Source organism: Paenibacillus sp. FSL R10-2734 (genome assembly GCF_037963865.1).
GTDB lineage: Bacteria > Bacillota > Bacilli > Paenibacillales > Paenibacillaceae > Paenibacillus_AQ.
In genome coordinates, this window is record NZ_CP150170.1 from 6,084,372 (window position 1) to 6,102,151 (window position 17,780).

General features: G+C 41.2%; 11 protein-coding genes. 1 reads left to right on the forward strand and 10 read right to left on the reverse strand.

The genetic code is table 11. From position 1 onward, the window contains the following. Positions 1 to 65: 65 nt before the first annotated feature. A complete protein-coding gene (locus NSS67_RS26320) occupies positions 66 to 2,330 on the reverse strand; it encodes a glycoside hydrolase family 3 C-terminal domain-containing protein (RefSeq protein WP_339316684.1) in 2,265 nt (754 codons plus the stop codon). A 121-nt stretch (positions 2,331 to 2,451) separates the two neighbouring features. Here NSS67_RS26320 and NSS67_RS26325 point away from each other — a divergent pair, with 121 nt between their 5' ends. Next, entirely contained in the window at positions 2,452 to 3,717 is a 1,266-nt protein-coding gene (locus NSS67_RS26325) for an AraC family transcriptional regulator (protein ID WP_339316685.1), read from the forward strand. Between the two features lie 35 nt (positions 3,718 to 3,752). On the opposite strand, the gene NSS67_RS26330 is transcribed toward NSS67_RS26325, so the two are convergent. The 9 genes from NSS67_RS26330 to pgmB form a co-directional block, all read right to left on the reverse strand. Next, positions 3,753 to 4,913 (reverse strand): serine hydrolase domain-containing protein, encoded by a 1,161-nt coding sequence (locus NSS67_RS26330; RefSeq protein ID WP_339316687.1) that lies wholly within the window; start codon positions 4,911 to 4,913, stop codon positions 3,753 to 3,755. A gap of 188 nt (positions 4,914 to 5,101) precedes the next feature. After that, positions 5,102 to 5,899, reverse strand: coding sequence for a metallophosphoesterase (locus tag NSS67_RS26335; RefSeq protein WP_339316689.1), 798 nt, complete (start codon positions 5,897 to 5,899; stop codon positions 5,102 to 5,104). Between the two features lie 144 nt (positions 5,900 to 6,043). Continuing rightward, entirely contained in the window at positions 6,044 to 8,071 is a 2,028-nt protein-coding gene (locus NSS67_RS26340) for a methyl-accepting chemotaxis protein (RefSeq protein WP_339316690.1), read from the reverse strand. Between the two features lie 27 nt (positions 8,072 to 8,098). Further along, the gene (locus NSS67_RS26345; RefSeq protein ID WP_339316691.1) at positions 8,099 to 9,370 is read right to left on the reverse strand and encodes an ABC transporter substrate-binding protein; all 1,272 of its coding nucleotides are present in this window, start codon (positions 9,368 to 9,370) and stop codon (positions 8,099 to 8,101) included. Beyond that, positions 9,367 to 10,917, reverse strand: a complete 1,551-nt coding sequence (locus NSS67_RS26350) for a response regulator (protein WP_339316692.1) — start codon at positions 10,915 to 10,917, stop codon at positions 9,367 to 9,369. Before NSS67_RS26350 ends, NSS67_RS26345 begins: the two co-directional genes overlap by 4 nt. Beyond that, positions 10,914 to 12,728: a histidine kinase gene (locus tag NSS67_RS26355; protein ID WP_339316693.1), complete on the reverse strand. Its 1,815-nt coding sequence runs from the start codon at positions 12,726 to 12,728 to the stop codon at positions 10,914 to 10,916. Before NSS67_RS26355 ends, NSS67_RS26350 begins: the two co-directional genes overlap by 4 nt. Before the next feature lie 97 nt (positions 12,729 to 12,825). Continuing rightward, positions 12,826 to 15,396: a family 78 glycoside hydrolase catalytic domain gene (locus tag NSS67_RS26360; RefSeq protein WP_339316694.1), complete on the reverse strand. Its 2,571-nt coding sequence runs from the start codon at positions 15,394 to 15,396 to the stop codon at positions 12,826 to 12,828. A gap of 24 nt (positions 15,397 to 15,420) precedes the next feature. Further along, positions 15,421 to 17,109 carry a glycoside hydrolase family 3 N-terminal domain-containing protein gene (locus NSS67_RS26365; RefSeq protein ID WP_339316695.1) on the reverse strand — a complete coding sequence of 563 codons (1,689 nt, stop codon included), beginning with the start codon at positions 17,107 to 17,109 and terminating at the stop codon, positions 15,421 to 15,423. A gap of 16 nt (positions 17,110 to 17,125) precedes the next feature. Continuing rightward, positions 17,126 to 17,779, reverse strand: coding sequence for a beta-phosphoglucomutase (gene pgmB, locus NSS67_RS26370; RefSeq protein ID WP_339316696.1), 654 nt, complete (start codon positions 17,777 to 17,779; stop codon positions 17,126 to 17,128). Between the last annotated feature and the right edge of the window lies 1 nt (position 17,780).

Consider the following 17,780-nt stretch of genomic DNA (forward strand, 5'->3'; position numbering starts at 1 on the left):
GAGACTCCTCTATTTATATAGAAGAGTCTCTTTTTACGGCTGTTCTTTTCAATGAATCCCGAATTCTACTCTACAGCCAAAGCATTAAACTCTTGCAGATCCTTGGCTAAATCTTCTTCCGTGTATTTCCCTTGCCCGAACCCAACCAGCGCCCGTAGCGGCATATATTTCATCATCGCCATGAACATTTCTGGATTATCGTCCATCGCACCTTCCATTCCAAAAATACTACTGAATTTCTTAACTTGTTCTGCCGTACGTGGATTGTCTAGCAAGTCACCGATGGTACTGTTGCGGTGATAACGCAACGCAAGCGGCGTAGTCGATTCCACTTCAATAGAAGCAGTCAGACGAATATCCCGCGAAGATGAACCGATAGCAATGTCAAAAACTCCACTTTCCACATGCCAATCGCTAATGTTGACGTTGTAATAAGCAAAGGAACGTTTATCCAGTTCAAAAGAAACCTCTCGTTCTTCACCAGGCTGAAGCTCTAGCTTTTGGAAGCCTTTTAGTTCCTTAAGTGGACGGATCACTCCGCTCTCCACATCCCTAACATAGAGCTGAACAATTTCTTTTCCTGCGCGAGCACCTGTATTTTTGACGGTAGCCGTAACTTGAACGGTCTCAGTGTCCTTTATGCTGCTCTTGGAGATGCTCAAATTGCTGTATTGAAACTCTGTGTAGCTAAGACCGAAGCCGAAAGGAAATAGTGGTTCAAGCTCTTTTTTATCATAATAACGATAGCCTACAAACAAACCTTCTTTATACTCTACTGTATCCCCTTCACCTGGGAAATTAAGAAAGGATGGATTGTCGCTAAGCTTCATCGGGAAGGTCTCTGCCAGTTTGCCGCTTGGGCTGACCTCTCCAAACAATAAATCTGCCACTGCACCACCAAAAGCCTGACCACCTAAATAACCTTCAAGAATCCCCTTCGTTTTATGGATCCAAGGCATTTCTATTGGTGAACCATTGCTGAGTACGACAACGATATTGCTTTGCACCTCAGCCACTGCATTGATCAGCGCTTTATGGTTCTCTGGAAGTGACAAGTGGCTGCGATCGTAACCCTCCGACTCATAGTTATCTGGAAGTCCAAGGAACAATACGGCTACATCCCCTTTTGCCGCTGTATCCCTTGCCTCTTGTAGCAAAACTTCATTAATCCCGTCATGGTTTAGTTCATATCCTTGCGCGTATAGTAGCTCGGCAGAACCTGCAAGAGCCTTCATCTCTTCAAAAGCATCGTCCAATTTAGTCGGATTCACATGTGAGCTGCCCCCACCCTGATAACGCGGATTTCTTGCAAACTCACCTATGACCGCAATCGTTCCTTGTTTAGACAGTGGTAAAATATGATCCTCATTTCTAAGGAGCACCATGCTCTCCCGCGCCACTTCACGAGCCAGACGGTGATGCTCTTCTGCATTAAATGAAGCATTATCTTTACGGTTCTCTACCGCCTTAAAAACAAATGTAAGCAACCGTTCCACTGCAAGGTTTAACGTTTCTTCAGCCAGCTCACCACTTTGCACCGCTGCGACAATCTTAGCATCACCAATTCCTCCGGTTGACGGCATTTCCAGCTCCAGCCCTGCTTGCAGTGCCTTCACCCGTTCATTGACCGCACCCCAGTCGGAAACGACGAATCCCTCGTAGCCCCATTCTTCTCTAAGAATCTTAGTCAGAAGAAATTCACTCTCTGAAGCATATTCTCCGTTTACCCGGTTGTAAGAGCACATCACGCTCCATGGTTGACTCTGCTTAACTGCACCTTCAAAGCTAGCCAGATAAATCTCCCGTAGCGTCCGCTCATCAATAACGGCATCAACAGACATTCTCCGGTGCTCCTGATTATTAGCAGCAAAATGCTTGAGCGAGGTGCCTACCCCTTCACTTTGCACACCATTAATATGATTCCCACCCATCTCCGAAGAAAGATAAGGGTCCTCCGAAAAATATTCAAAGTTACGACCGTTCAATGGAGAGCGCTTAATATTGGTTCCCGGTCCGAGCAGAACAGCGACGTTCTCTGCTTGACACTCTTTCCCGAGCGCTTTACCTACACGTCCGATTAAATCCCGATCCCAGGAAGAAGCCATCCCTGCTGCCGAAGGAAAACAAGTCGCGGGTACACTGTTATTGAGTCCGAGGTGATCGGCGCTCTCTTTTTGCTTACGTAAACCATGGGGTCCGTCCGTTACCATTAAAGAAGGGATTCCGAGTCGTTCAATGCCCTTAGTATGCCAGAAATCAAGCCCTGAGCAGAGTCCTGCTTTCTCCTCAAGGGTCATTTGTGATATGAGTTCATGAATGTTGGTTTTCATAAAAATACCTCCTCTGAATGTATCTATCCCCATTTTAATCTACTTCATTTTGTATTTATGGCATTATTATTGTATTTTTGGTATTCTGGTTGGGTGAGGGGGCTGAAAAAATGATAGATCATTGGACGATCATGAAGATGCTCAATATATCTGTAAAGTGTTGTATGAATCACTGCAAATTCCTGTGTTTCTGCTGGACTCCAATCGGAGAATCGAGCTAGCGCTGCCTTCCTCTTCGGAGAGCGCCCCATGGGTTCATAACATCAATGAGCTGCTTTCAGAAATTGCAGATTCTACTAAAAGCGAGAACAATTCTAATCACGATAGCTCAAATTCCTCTATACCGATTATTCGCACCACTAATTTTCTTGAGAATTATATCCTTCTCCATCTGCCCTCAGACAGCAGTAACGGGGGAAGCATTGTGATCGGTCCTACACTGTATACTCAACTTTCAGAGGACAATATGACCAGTCTGATGCGCGACCATGAGGTTCCACTCAGACTTCACGAGCACTGGATGAAATACTACCGCAGCTTGACCGTGCTAAATAAAATGAGACTCTACCATACCGCTATGCTGCTGTACTCGCTCGTCACCGGAAAGACGTTATCCCTTAGCGAACTACTACTCGACGTCCGAACCCTTGAACATAAACAGCTTCCCGCAGGCAGTTTGGACTTGGATGTTTCCTTTCGACGGGAGAATACATGGCTGCACCACGAACCCATGCTGGAAAAAGCTTTATTTCACCATATCAAAAATGGAAATAAAGCTGAGCTACTTCGTGTCCAAGCAACCTTCTCTGAAGACAATTATGGAGTCCTCTCCAAGAAGAGCCATTTACGCAACAAAAAGAATCTGGCGATCTCCTGTATTACACTCGCTACACGAGCCGCTATTGATGGAGGACTGTATTGGGAGATTTCTTATACCCTAAGCGACTTTCATATCCAGCATATCGAAGAACTAAAAAATATTCCCGCTGTAGATCATGCCATTCTTAATGCACTATGCGATTTCGCAGACCATGTCAAAGAGAGCCGGATGGCGAAATTCTCGCGCACCGTGGCCCTCTGTCAGAACTATATTTTTAATCACTTATATGAGGAACTTTCCTTGGATAAGCTAGCTGAAGTCGCAGGATTGAACAAAAGCTATCTTTCCCTATTATTTAAGAAGGAAACAGGCTTCACGATCAGTGATTTTATTCAATTAGAGCGAATTGTAGAAGCCAAACGGTTAATCGAATTACCGGGTATTAGCTTATCGGATATCGCTACCAGGCTACACTTCAACGACCAGAGCTATTTTACCAAAGTGTTTAAGAAATATACCGGCACCACCCCTAAGCAATTCAGAAGAAATTGGGAAAGCACACTTTAGGTATAGGTAACATGACAAAAAATCTAAATAGAGGATTAAAGATCAGTTATTGCTGCCAGAACAGTATTGTTGAAATAATCAACATACATATTTTTAAATGGCTTCTGGTGATCTAGCTCTACGGATAAATGAACCGTAACTGTCTGATAAATCGGATCAACGCATAGGAAAGGACCTGCTGCACCCCAGTGTGAATAAGCTTCTGGAGAGAACAAATCTCCACCGTCACGCTTCATGCCGTTAATCGCCCATCCGTACCCCCAATATGCTTCTGGAAAAACCTCGTCTCTATATTGTGAGGATACGCCTGGGATCTGATTACGGGTCATTTCTTTTACTGTTACCGGACTAAGGAATCGTACTCCGTTATAAAGCCCACCGTTAAGAAACATCTGGCCAAAGACAGCCAAGTCAATAGCCGTGGAGTAAGCGCCTCCCCCAGCAGATACGGAATTCAAATTGTACTCGCTGTCTACCCATTCCGCGCACGCTGCCTCTGGTGCACGTCTAACTACTTTGTCTCGTACTTCCATCGGCACACGATAATATGTATTTTCCATCCCAAGCGGTTTAAAAATGGTTTCCTTTACGAATATATCATAAGCTTGTCCACTAACACGCCGGATGATTTCACCCAACAGCTCATAACCATATCCACAGTAAGACATGACCGTACCCGGTTCGTTACTAAGCGGTGCATCAAAACCACCATACAAGTACTTATGCTGATCTGGATCTTGATTAGGTTCGTGAGGAGGGTAGTCCCCTTGTTCCTGCTTCGTCTGTCCATTCTGCCAAATGACTTCACCATCCAAGCCAGAGGTATGTGTCAACAAGTGATGTACGCATACCTTTGTTTTGCCTTCACCTATGAATTCGGGGATGTAATCAGAAACAGGTCTGTTTAGACCTACCTTCCCTTGTTCCATTAACATCATAATAGCGGTTGCCGTAAACAATTTTGTTATGGAGCATATCGGATATATGGCATCTACAGATAATTCCGCTGCGCCTGGCTCTGGACCGAATTTCCCGTTCGCTTGATGGACTAGCACTATCCCCCTTCTCGCAGCAACAATAACTTGTGCCGGTGTGATGTTGTCTTCAACCATTTGCGCGGCTGCTGTACGTATGCGCTCTACACCATAAGCCGACACCCCTGCCTGTTCTAACGAATTGAATAATAGTATTTTCATGGGTAGCCCTCCATAATGTTTTATTTAACACTTATATAAAATATTATACAAATACATTAAATAATCCTGCTTGCTAACTATTTTCCTGTGACTTCATTGTGAATGCGCTATTCTTAATAAAAGAAAAACGCTATTCTCGGTTTTATCTCGAAAATTAGCGTTTTGTTTTCACAGTGTCCTCTTCTTTACTAAGTAACAGCTACCTTAAAAGCATCTACATTAACGGCAGACCCATTGATGGTCAATGTAGCATTATAGAATCCCCGATCACCATTTGGCTTACATTTATAATCACCAGAACATCCGCACACGAAGAATTTCGTTTGGGTATAACCCGGATAAATATTGGTAAGCTTTCGGTAAAACAGATGTCCATGATGCGTGAAAATTGCCAGTACTTTATCTCTCACCTTCGCAGGAATAGCCGCAAAAAACTTAGCAGTCTCCGCTGCGCTTAATACATGGTTAGAATCTACCGTGATCCCGCTCACTTTTAAAGGCCAATGAAAATCAATAATATAGTAATACTTCTCATCTAAATTTTTTAATAAAGTGATACTGCCCGGCGTGAACCTTCCAAGAGCACAATTAAGCCATACATACTTCACCTTGCCCTGTGTCCCTGGGAAATTCATTTTCCCTTCAACTGCGCCTAAATATTGCGTGAATAAGGACTGGGTACTTGCCTCCCAATTTCCTATCGACGCTTTATAAGGGATATTCCCGAGCGTGCTTGTCACCGTATCCTTGAAATCCTTGTAGTAAGCGTCTGCATTATTCCCATGATTAGCCCCCGCTTGTGTGTTATCTCCCCCAAAAATAATAAATCTCTTATTCCCGCTGCCTACTACCTTTGGTAAAAGATTTTTAAAAATGCTTGAGCTATTCCCGTACCCTACGTGACTATCGCCAATGACTGCGAAGTTAATGGTTTGAGCCGACAGAAGACTTCGCTTCTTAGTGGATACTATCTGCTTTTTCAACATAATCACCTCTTTGAAATGGATGAAGTATACATAGTAGTATTTATATTCATTTCGGATTGGGTACTCTTGGACCAATCGATTCATTAGGAAGTAACACAAACAAAAAAGAGGACTGCGGTACTAATCACCGTTGTCCTCTTCGGTTTACTTCGTTTTGAAATTAAAAAGGGTTTCCTGTAACGAAAAAGATACTTTCTGTAGCTCCGAAGATAATGTAGTTAAATTTCCGCTGATGCTTAGTTGCTCTGTAGTAGAAGCAGCTACTTCTTGTGAAGCTGATGATGAATGCTCTGCTACTGCTTTAACACGACTCATTCCTTCTGTTAGCTTTTGTTGAGATTCTTCTAATAATTCGATAGAGTGCTTGGTTAATTTCATTTCAGACAGAAACTGATTCATCTCTTCTTGCACTTTAGATAATACAATATTCACCTCATTGACGGATTGCGTCTGCTCTTTAAATATCGGGTAAGCTTCGGAAAGAGCATCTTCGGTTTCTATGATCCCTTGTAGTAGGGTAGTATTAATATCGTGTACGACCTCAATGGAGTTCTTAGATTCAAGAGCCAACTGTCTTACCTCGTCAGCGACTACCATGAATCCCTTTCCTGCTACTCCTGCTCTTGTAGCTTCAATGGAAGCGTTCAAAGAAAGTATGGTTGTTCGCTTCGCCATGGAGTCAAGAAGTGTTAAAATACGGCCTACCGAGTGTATGTTCATTTTTAGGCTAGATACTTTGGTTACTAGTGATCCTATCATCTCTTCTGCTTTTGCATTCTTAGCATAAAGCACTGAAAGATGTTGAGCACCTTCCTCATTTACGTACTCCACTCTGTTAGCAAATAAATTCATTTCTTCCGTAACGGATATGACATCAGAAACAGCAGCTCCTATGTTGATTGCTAACGTATGTCCGAATTCTGCCTGAATCACTAAGCTAGAGGAGCCTTCCGCTGTTTCAGCAGTGGCTACTGCAATCTCTTTAGCATATTGATTGGTCAAGCTGGATGAAGTTTTCAAAGAATCAGACACAACCAGTACATCCTGAGTTGATTTGTTAGCTTGGTTCACTAAAGTGGTGATATTTGACATCATTTCATTGAACCCACTAGCTAACTTACCAATCTCGTTTTTCGTCTTGTAATCCATTGTTACAGTAAGATCGCCACTTGCCCCTAATTCCATTAAATAGCTTAGGGATTTAAGCGGTCGTCCTATTCTTCTAGCCATAAATATTCCTATCAAAATGGAGAATAGAATAGCAACAGTTATGATAATAACGGTTATGTAAAATATCGCTTTAGCCTTCTCCTCAAGCGAACTTACGGGTGTAATATTAATCAAGTACCATCTACTTTTCGTTAATCGATCATGAGATACTAACACTTTCTCCCCTACATTGTTCTTCGAGATCAAACTACCGGAAGCAGACAAGTCCTCTAATTTAAATAAAGATGAAGTATCTTCAAGCTCTTGTACACTAGAGTAGACTGGATCATAATTCTCACTTAATAAAAGCAAGCTACTGTCTTTAGAGAGCTGAAGTTTTAAGTTAGTCTTAAAAATATTTACATTTATTTCAATTAACAATACATGAGTTGAAGATCTCGTTGAATCATTCATGGATTTAGCCAAACCGAAGGTTCTAACCTCTTCATTGCTTAATAAGTTTGTATTTTCCGTGGGGATGTAAGTCACATAGCTAGGGGTTTCAACTACTTGCTTAAACCAAGCAGTTTCTTGAATAGCGCTTGTTGGAGTGTTTATTGTGCTAGTATGGTAAATCGGTCTGGTTTCATCTTTAGGAATCAGGGCGACTCCTACTATATTGATATCATTCGCGATGTAAGAATGCAGTATATTGTTTATAGCTTTTAGCTGATCAGCAGTAGCCTCCTTGTCTGAAATAGCAGGATGAAGTCCAGAATTCAACTCAATTTGATAAAGAATATTCTCATATTTTTCTAATACGATATCTAATTTTTGACTAGCCTGCTGTATAATTTCGGAATTCGTAGCAGCTGCTTCGTTTGTTATAATCTTCTTAGATTCATAATAAGAATATATTCCTACGGCCGAAACCAAGCCTACGATTGTCACTAATAACAATATAAATATTTCATAGCTAATGGAGCGAAAAAGATGAACGTTTCTTCTCCTCTGCTTTGCCACAACATTTCACATCCCCCTGCTATATTCTCAACGCACAAACTGATCCAATTTACTCTGATATCGAGCGTTATAGTTACGCAATGCTTCTTCAGGAGTAATAATCCCTGTACTATTCTCAAAGCTAATTTCAGACAGCTTATCCCCTTTAACTTCGCTCAAGAATTCTAATCCGAACGTATACCTACCATCCTGAAGATAGCGATTGATTACTGGATCTGTCGATTGAAAGGTTCCCTCATCCTTCAATACGCTTGGTGCAATTTGCTTCAAATGATGTGATTTCATATAGGCATGGAATAGCGCAATCCATTTTTTAGATAATTCAATATGCTCACTATATTTGTTAATGTAAAATGAGGATGGCAACATTATCGTTAATCCTGTCTCATCAGCTGTGCTACCTGGGATGGGGAAAAAACCAACCTTATTTTTTGCATTAGAATACTCCTTTTGGATCACATCCAAAAAGCCTGAGTTGACGATATAATGCGCCCCTTTCGCTGATGTCATGAGCTCTAGGGCTTTCGTATTGTTCATAATTAAATAATCAGAGTTGTATAGTTTCAGATCGTATAGCTCCCGCTGTTTTTCGAAGCTCTCTTTATAGACTACGGAATCAACAAAGCTTTTACGATGTTCCAGAAAAGCTTTAAGAAATGCTGGTTCTCGTTTCATTACAGCATACTGGCTGCCGATGAAGAGAAACTGCGACGTCCAATCATCTTTAAACGATGCAACAACAGGCACTTTTCCAGCCTTTTGGATCACTCTGCAATTAGAAATAAATTCGTCCCAGTTCGTCGGAATATGTAGCCCCAATTGCTCGTACAGCTCTTTGTTATACAGTACACCAACAATTGTCGAATTCGAGACAGGGTAACCAAATGTCATCCCATTTCTAGACACTGCATTCGTGTAGGCTTCTATATAATCTTGAACATAAGGCTCGTTCTTCAGATCAACGAAATATCTTTCAGGATCTAACTCGAAGAATAAGCCTCCCGAATTATAAATCAGCAGATCTGCCATATCTCCACTAGCAAGACTTGCACGTACCATTGCTTCACCGGCATCGCCACTTGGACGCTCCTTGAAATACACAGAAACTCCTTCTTGCTCTTCAAAGAGTTTAGCTACTTCATGTAAATCATCATTAACAAGACCTTGATCTACATAGATTGAAAGCACCACTGGAGTGGCAGATTTCACATTCGCTGTTTCCTTTGATTGTTGATTACATCCACTTAATAAGCCGCACACTATAACCATAACCAACCCTATTAAGACAATACGCTTCATAGCTTGTACTCTCCACTTTTTGAGCTATACACGGATGGACTTGTCCCTGTAAACTGCTTAAATACTTTGCTAAAATAAAACGGATCATTAAATCCGACGCATTCCCCAATTGCTTTCATGGAAAGGCTTGAGTCTTGAATCATTAATTCCTTCGCCTTATTAATTCGAACCTGATTTACAAATTCATTAAAGGACATCTGTTTGTATTTGCGAAATAGCTTACTCATATAGGTTTGAGAAATACCAAAGAAATCACACACAGATTGTAGTGAAATTTTATTTCTAAGGTTGTTTTCAACATAATTAATAATCGCTTGAAAAAAGTCCTCTGAATCAATTCTTGTTGGCTTTTGCTTTATATGAGTAATTAGCTGCTCAATCATGTCCCAAAACAAAATAAACAGTTCATTGAAATCGCGACTTTTCGAGATGGCTTCCATCATCATATAGAAATAATCTAGGTCTGTATCCTTATTTTCAATGCTCTCAAGGATGCATGTTAATAAATGTTTTATTTTAAATTCCACCGATTTCTGTGGCAGTTCTTGCTCATTCCAGCGGATAAATTCATGCCCAATGTCCTCTTTTAATTGCGTCCAATTAGAGTCAACTAGGCTTTGCTCCATTTTCCTCTGAAAGTTCGATTCTAAAGCTTGTGACTTGTCTTGGCTATGCGAGATCATCATTAGATCATTTGAATTAATGATTTGTGATTTGCCAAGTACAATTCTTTGATCAATTACCTTGCTAAGGGTATTCTTCCTTGAACGAAGCTGCTCCAAAGTCACTTTTCCCTCTGTAATCGCTATCGTTACAAAGGCTTGATTATAACCGAGAAGAAATTCTCCAAGCCTTTCCTTCATCCGCTCCACCGTCAAAGCCTCTTTTGTGAACAGAACTACAAATTCTCTACCATCATTCCCTTGCGTCCAGACAAGCTGATCCTTCGAAAATTGAGCATGAAGCAAATCCAACATCCCGAGCCATAGCTGATGCTGATGCTCGTGCTCATCCTCATCAATATAGAAATCCTCAGAAATTGCATTCAATCTTATTACAGCTAAACGTATAAAGTTGTTAGGTAAATATTTGTCTCTATAATAAGGTTCGAGCTTTTTGCCTAGTAACAGTTGTTTTAGGATATTAGTACGATGTTCTCTATGTTCGTTCCCTATAATAATTTGTAGCTGTGTCATTAATTCTTGAAATTGCAGGATGTTCACAGGCTTAAGTAAGTAATCCTTTACACCATACTGCATCGCTTGTTTAGCGTATCCGAAATCCTGAAATCCACTAATAATGACGGTATGAATGAAAGGAAAGCGACTAGCGATTTGCTTTGATACTTCCATCCCATCCATCAGCGGCATTTTTATATCAGTGAATACGACATCCGGTAAATGAGTCTCGATCTCCCGCAGCCCTTCTTGTCCATTGTACGCGGTAGCGACGATTTCCGAACTCTCGCATTTACGTGCAATAATAGTGGACAATGCACGCATTGCTGCAGGTTCATCCTCAATAATGACAATCTTCAATTTATTCATTCTAATCCACCCCCAGCCTTGCTTTCCATTTCCGCACTAATTTGAACAATTGTACGTCCTGCCTCCGAGGAAATGTGAAACTCCAGCTTGTCTTTAAAAAAGATTTTTAACCTTATAAACGTATTCACAATTCCCATACCACCGATCTCGAGCTGCAGCTTTTCTCTCTGTTCCAAGAAGTTTTTTTCTGCTAGCTCTAGACTTTTACGTATAGTTAACAGCTGCTGCTCCTTAAAGCCTCCTCCGTTATCCTCGATCTCCAAGACCCATCGATCCCCATTCTGATACCCTCTCAGCTTGACGATGACATCTCGATTGCCTTGTTCAAAGCTATGCTTAATCGCATTTTCAATAAAAATCTGCAATGTTATCTTAGGTACCCGCTCCTCAGCAATGGATGATGCAATCTGAATATCGTAGTTAAGGCAATCTTCATATCTTTTTTTCATTAGCACTAGATAGTGCTGCACATGCTCTACTTCTTCCGAAATTCGAGCAGCAATCTCAACATTAGAAGTGGAGTAACGTAGCATTGAGGTTAACCCTTCACTCATTTCAATGATGTCTGGATCGTCCAATAAAATGCCACGGTAAGAAAAAATATTCATAATGTTATAGATAAAATGAGGATTCACTTGCGCTTGCAACAAATCCATACTCGCTTGTAGCTGCATGCTTCGTGCTTCCACTTCACGTTGTACGGCCAAATTCAAACGATTCTTCAAATGATTGTAGGACTGATTTAGAGATATGATCTCATTCTGTGAAGTATCTATTTCTGTTTCATGTGGCAAGTTATACAGCTCGGTTGCTTCCATTTCCTCTTTTAATTTTCGTAAAGGATTCATCAGCCGACTGACAATGACAACATAGAACAAAATACAGAGCAGTAGCATTAGAGCACCCAAGCCAATAATAATATTTCTGATCAGAACCACAGGTTCGTTCACAATCGATTCATTTTGAATGACAAAAATGTTGGTATCTGTATAATTTGAATGCACACGAGATATCAGTTCCTTCGACTTCGTATGATCGTTATAATAAAACGTTGGTGTCGAGGAGATCTGCTCAAGATTCTTTATATAGTAGCTAACGCTCTTTAACGTTCTGTCACTATCGTAATAAATAATCGAGTTATCCTTAGCTAGAACAAGGACTTGAACGTCTTCTCCATTCAAAACTGAGAATGTTTTATCAATTTCGTCTTTCAGAATCTCCGTCTCAATGACAGTTGCTTCGCTTCTCGAATTAGACACAACACGAATTAAGCTGGTTACGTAATCTTTGGGATTGTCTGACCATAATACAATATGATTAGGAATGATCCATTTATTTAGCCCGACTTCTTCAATCCAATGATCGGTTCCCATTAGCTTCTTAAGTCGAGTGATGGGATCTTTCACATCAGCACTTGCAAATTCATCATTGCTTAGAAAGTCACCCTTTGTGTTATAGACGCTGATTCGATAAAAATTGACCGCGTGTGCATAGGTGACTAAATGCCGATTTACTCTTTTGATGGCCTTTTCAATTTCTACTCGTTCAGCCTTTGTTCGATTAATCGACATTAATAGATGAGTGGCCTCCATAAATTCGGAATCCGATATTAAATTAGTTAGTGAGAAATCCATGGGCTTTATGACACTTTCGAACTGTTGGTTCAGCTTAATGTTCATAGATTGTAAATTGTTCTTCGTTCGACTCTCGAAAACATAAGAAAGATAGCTGTAAACAACCATCCCAATTACAATAAACAAAGCTCCCAATATACCAATATAAAGAAATAATAATTTTCGTTTTATACTCATGTTTATTTTTCCTATTCGTGTATCCAAGTGATATAAATGTTACCACTTTTATAAAACTCCCCTCAATGACATTCTTGAGGGGAGTTCTAATTAAAAATTAGATCCTATGCTTTCCTGAAGTAAGACGATAGCTTCTACCATCAGGCAGGAACACAGTTGCTGTAGCATTAAATGGAATAACAACACTATACTGAATGTGCCCTTGTTCCATATACCGCCACTCCACTTGATATGTGCCTGCTACAGTATCCAATCTTCCAGTTACATAGGAGAAGCTTGGATCAGGTAGTGGTCGAATGATCATCTCTTGAAAGCCGCCCTTATCTCCCTCTAAAGTAAATCCACACATCTTTTGGTACATCCAATCCGCAATGGACCCGTATGCATAGTGATTCAAGCTATTCATTTCCGTCCCACTGATCTTTCCATCTGGCAAAAGAGAGTTCCATCGTTCCCAGATCGTTGTGGCTCCCAGATTCACTTCATATAACCATCCTGGATATTCTTCGTTTAATAACAGCTTGTAAGCAACATCGTTCGCTCCATATTCCGAGAGGACAAGACATAAATAAGGTGTTCCAACAAAGCCTGTATTCAAATGACCATTATTATCGCTTATTTGTTCTTTCAGCTTGTGTAATACATCCTGCGCTTTATCCTCCGGAAATAGCTTGAAATGAAGGGCTAGTACATAAGCAGTCTGTGTAGGCAGTATCGTTAACTGTCCTTGCTCATCAAAATATTTTTTAACAAATGCATCCTTAATCAGCGAAGCTAACTCGCCATAGATACGTTCGTCTTCGCTATATCCCAATACATTTGCAGCTTTACAGAGCAATAATGTGGAATGGTAATAATAAGCGGATGAGATATAATGCATATCCGTCGCTCCAATGGGACTTGGACTATCATGATCCAATGCCAGCCAATCACCCAAATGTCGGCCATGATCCCATAGCTTATGATCCCCATTCTCGATATCCAGTGCACGTACATGGTTCACCCAATCCTTCATGATTGGATAATGTACACGCAAAGCCCCGACATCTCCGTAATGCTGAAATAACGTCCATGGGAGAATAGTCGCCACATCGCCCCACGTCGCTGCTCCGTCCGAGATGAGAAATGGATTAATGCCCTCATGATAGGCAACCTTTGGCTTTGGAACGAAGAAAGGTATAGACCCTTGAATTAACTGCTGTTCTAGCCGCAGATTCTTCAAATAATGATGATAAAACGCTGGGGTACGCATATTAAAGCATGAAGTTGAGGCAAAAACTGAAACGTCTCCCGTCCACCCCATTCGCTCATCCCGCTGTGGACAATCTGTTGGTATGTCCAAGAAATTACTTTTCTGTCCCCACTTCGCATTGCTAAATAGCTTATTCACCTTCGCATTAGAAGTCTCAATAAAACCCGTTTCCTCAATATCTGACATGATGACACAGGCTTTAAAGTGCTTCAACTGAATATCATCGATGCCAGTTACCTTCACATATCTAAAACCGTAAAAGGTAAAATGAGGTCGAATGCGCTTCGTTGTTCCGTCCCCGATATACATAAACTGTGCTTTAGCTGTTCGTAGATTATCATTGTAGAAGCAGCCATCCTGCATTAATTCACTATGCTCAAGCGTGATGAAATGATCGCTGGGCACCTCTGCTTCAAATTCTACCCAGCCTGTGAGAATTTGACCGAAATCTAGAATTTTTTCTCCTATTTCTGAAATAATTAGCTGGACAGGTTCTAGCTTCTCGACAATATGAATCGGTGGGTTATATCGTTCACTAAGCTTTTGGTAATCTATATCTATGGGACAAACCGGTAAAAGGTCTGCTGACTTCAATTCCTGCGACGACAGCACCAAACGGCTATCAAACTCTTCACCATCATAAATATTACTTTTTACAACCGGAGAGTTGTAGCAGTTCCATGTATTATCCGTGCATACGATTACTGTGGATCCATCCTCATATTCAAGATGCATTTCATAAATAAAGGCCTGCTGATCTCCATATAAATTCTCATACCCGCCTTCAAATACGAATCGTCCTTTATACCATCCATCACCTACCATGGCCTGAATAATATGTTCTCCTATGGTAAATTGCTCCGTCATATCATAGGTTTGATATTGCATGAATAAATCATAGGCATGATATCCAGGCATAAGAAATTCATTTCCGATTTTCTCATCATTTAAGTAAAGCTCATATAATCCCAATCCACAAACGTATGCGCGAGCACGTCGAATCGGCTTAGTGATATGCACTGTTTTGATAAACATAGGGTGGTTTTCTAACGACTCAGGTTTAGTTATCCAACTCGCTAGCCATGGTTCTGACCGCTTAGCCGTTTCGAAATACGCGATCTCACTTTCTGCAACCTCTTCCTCATCCCCCCATACTGTGACTTTCCAATAGTATCTCGTATAAGGAAGCCAATTGAGCTGTAATGGATAGCTCAATTGGTTGATGTGCTCATCTTTTCCAGTATCAAAGAGAATAGAATCCTTCCGAAAATCAGGTTCCATCGCCACCATAATACGAGCCGCGCTTTGCCATTTGGAGTAAGCATCCTCCACTTGCCATGATAAGTTAATCGAAGCATCTAAAGCATATCCGATTGGATTGATTAAATGATTCGTTCGTAATTTCACGATATTCATTCTAATGTTTCCCTTCTTTACCCCTTAATAGCGCAAATCTTCACGACCACAGAATGGATCAACCGGATTAACTCCTTTAAAGGAACTGCGACCTAGTAGCTTCAGGGCTACAGATTCCAGCACATCATTATTATTGGAGTAGCAATTAATATACGTCTTGATCATAGGCGCATCAAATAAATGATATGGATTAGCTAAACTAATAAATACCGTTGGAACTTCATGTACGAACCATGGCAGGTTGTTCCCCATTCCAAATAGCGTATACCAATTGATTCGGTTAGTTGTTTTATTACTTGCATTCTCTACATTGCCTAAGTAAATGACTAAATCATGTTTCTCTTTGAATGCTTTTACGTTATCTGTGCCCCCAAATAAATCTTCCTTCTCGTAAATAGTCACTTGGAAACCTTGCTTCTGGAGTAATGATTCGAATGTACTGATCACACGCTCATTAGATTTGGCATCACCAAGAATTTGCAATAAAACTTTAGTATGCTGCTCAACTACGATAGGCAATAGATTCTGTGTATCCTTCACAAGTGTGATGGACTGATCTGCTAATTCCTTCGCCCAGCTAACATGCTCTTCGTTCTTCAATATGTGCAAAGCATCCTTATCCGGTACTAGTGAATTCTCTGCCTGCTTAATATGAAGCTTCAAAGCAGCCTTTGTTGCCAGAATACGCAAATTAGCTTCGCGCAAGCGTTCTTCGGACAAGAAGCCTTTCTGGTAGCCCTCCATCATAAAGCGATGATCCTCAGCCAAGTCTTTATTGAACAAAAACATATCACAGCCACTTTCAATGGCATAAGGTACGGCTGTCTGCCGATCCATCGCTGCCGTAAAGCCAACCATCGGTGTGGCATCTGTAACAATGAGACCGTTAAAGCCGAGCTCACGGCGCAATAGGCCTTCTATCAATTCTGGTGACAATGAAGCTGGAACGACTCGGTTCGAATCCCCTGGGTTCAGGTGATTTTGATAGGCTGGTAATGCAATATGCCCAACCATAACGGTTAGTGCACCTGCATCAATCAAGCCTCTATATACATGTCCAAAGGTGTCATTCCATTCTTCCATGGATAGATCATTTACGGATGTCAGCAAATGCTGGTCCCTTTCATCAACACCATCCCCTGGAAAGTGTTTAATGGATACCGCCACACCTTCCTCAGTCGCTGCACGCATATATTCAAGTGCGTACTCAAGCACAACTTCTGGATCACTCCCGTAGGTACGAACATTCGTAATAGGGTTTCGGAAATTGTAATCAATATCAACAACAGGTGCAAAGGTCCAGTTACAACCTAGTGCTGCCCCTTCCGATGTCGCTATTTTCCCTAATCGATAAGCATATTTAGCATCATTAGCTGCAGCTGCTGCCATTGGCTTACCGTATGAGGTTCCATCTGTTGCTGCCCCATCTCCTCCTGCTTCCAAGTTCGCAGGAATCAGAAGTGGGATTCTAGAACTCTTCTGCGCGTAATCGAATACGCTGCGCATCTCCGTGCTCTCGCCATCCCGAAAAAACAATCCACCTATTTTTTTGTCTAGCAACTCATGTGTTAAATAGTTTACATCTGTAGAGTAGCCAATAGGGCAGAATAACTGCCCAATCTTTTCTTCCACACTCATGCTCTCATAGGTATCCGTCACCCATGCAACATCCTGTTCCGATAAATGGAACGGTGTTTTTCTCAAAAAATCCATTGTCTATATCCTCCGATTACACATATTTCAAAAGGTCGCCAAACGTCTCCAATGCGTAAGTAACCCGTTCATAACTCTTGATATCGCCAATCCCGGCACTGTCAAAGCCACCGCGGTAAGCTGCATCAATCCCTGCCTGCGCATCCTCCACAACAAGACACTCCTGTGGCGTCAATCCCAAACGATCTGCTGCATACTGGAACACCTGAGGATCAGGCTTGGATTTAGTAATATTCTCGCCAGAGCTTACAACTTCGAATAGATAAGTAATGCCTAATTGAGCTAGAATATAATTTGCGTTTCGGCTAGAAGACCCGATCGCAAGTCTAATTCCCTTGTCTCGCAGCGCATAAAGTGTGTTAAGGACGTCCTGCGACAAATCAGCTGGGTTTAACTGCTCTAGGAACTCAACATATAGCTCATTTTTCTTGGTGAGCAAACTTTGCTTCTCTTCTGAAGCCACTTGCTTTTGATTATGTTGTAGAATGATTTCCAAGCTCTCAAGTCGACTTACACCTCTAAGCAAATGATTCATTTGCTCATGAAACTGAATTCCTAGCTCATCAGCAAGCATCTTCCACGCCAAGTAATGATAGTGATCTGTATGGCAAATAACGCCATCCAAATCGAAAATAATTGATTTATAATGCTTCATTTTATTACGCTCCATA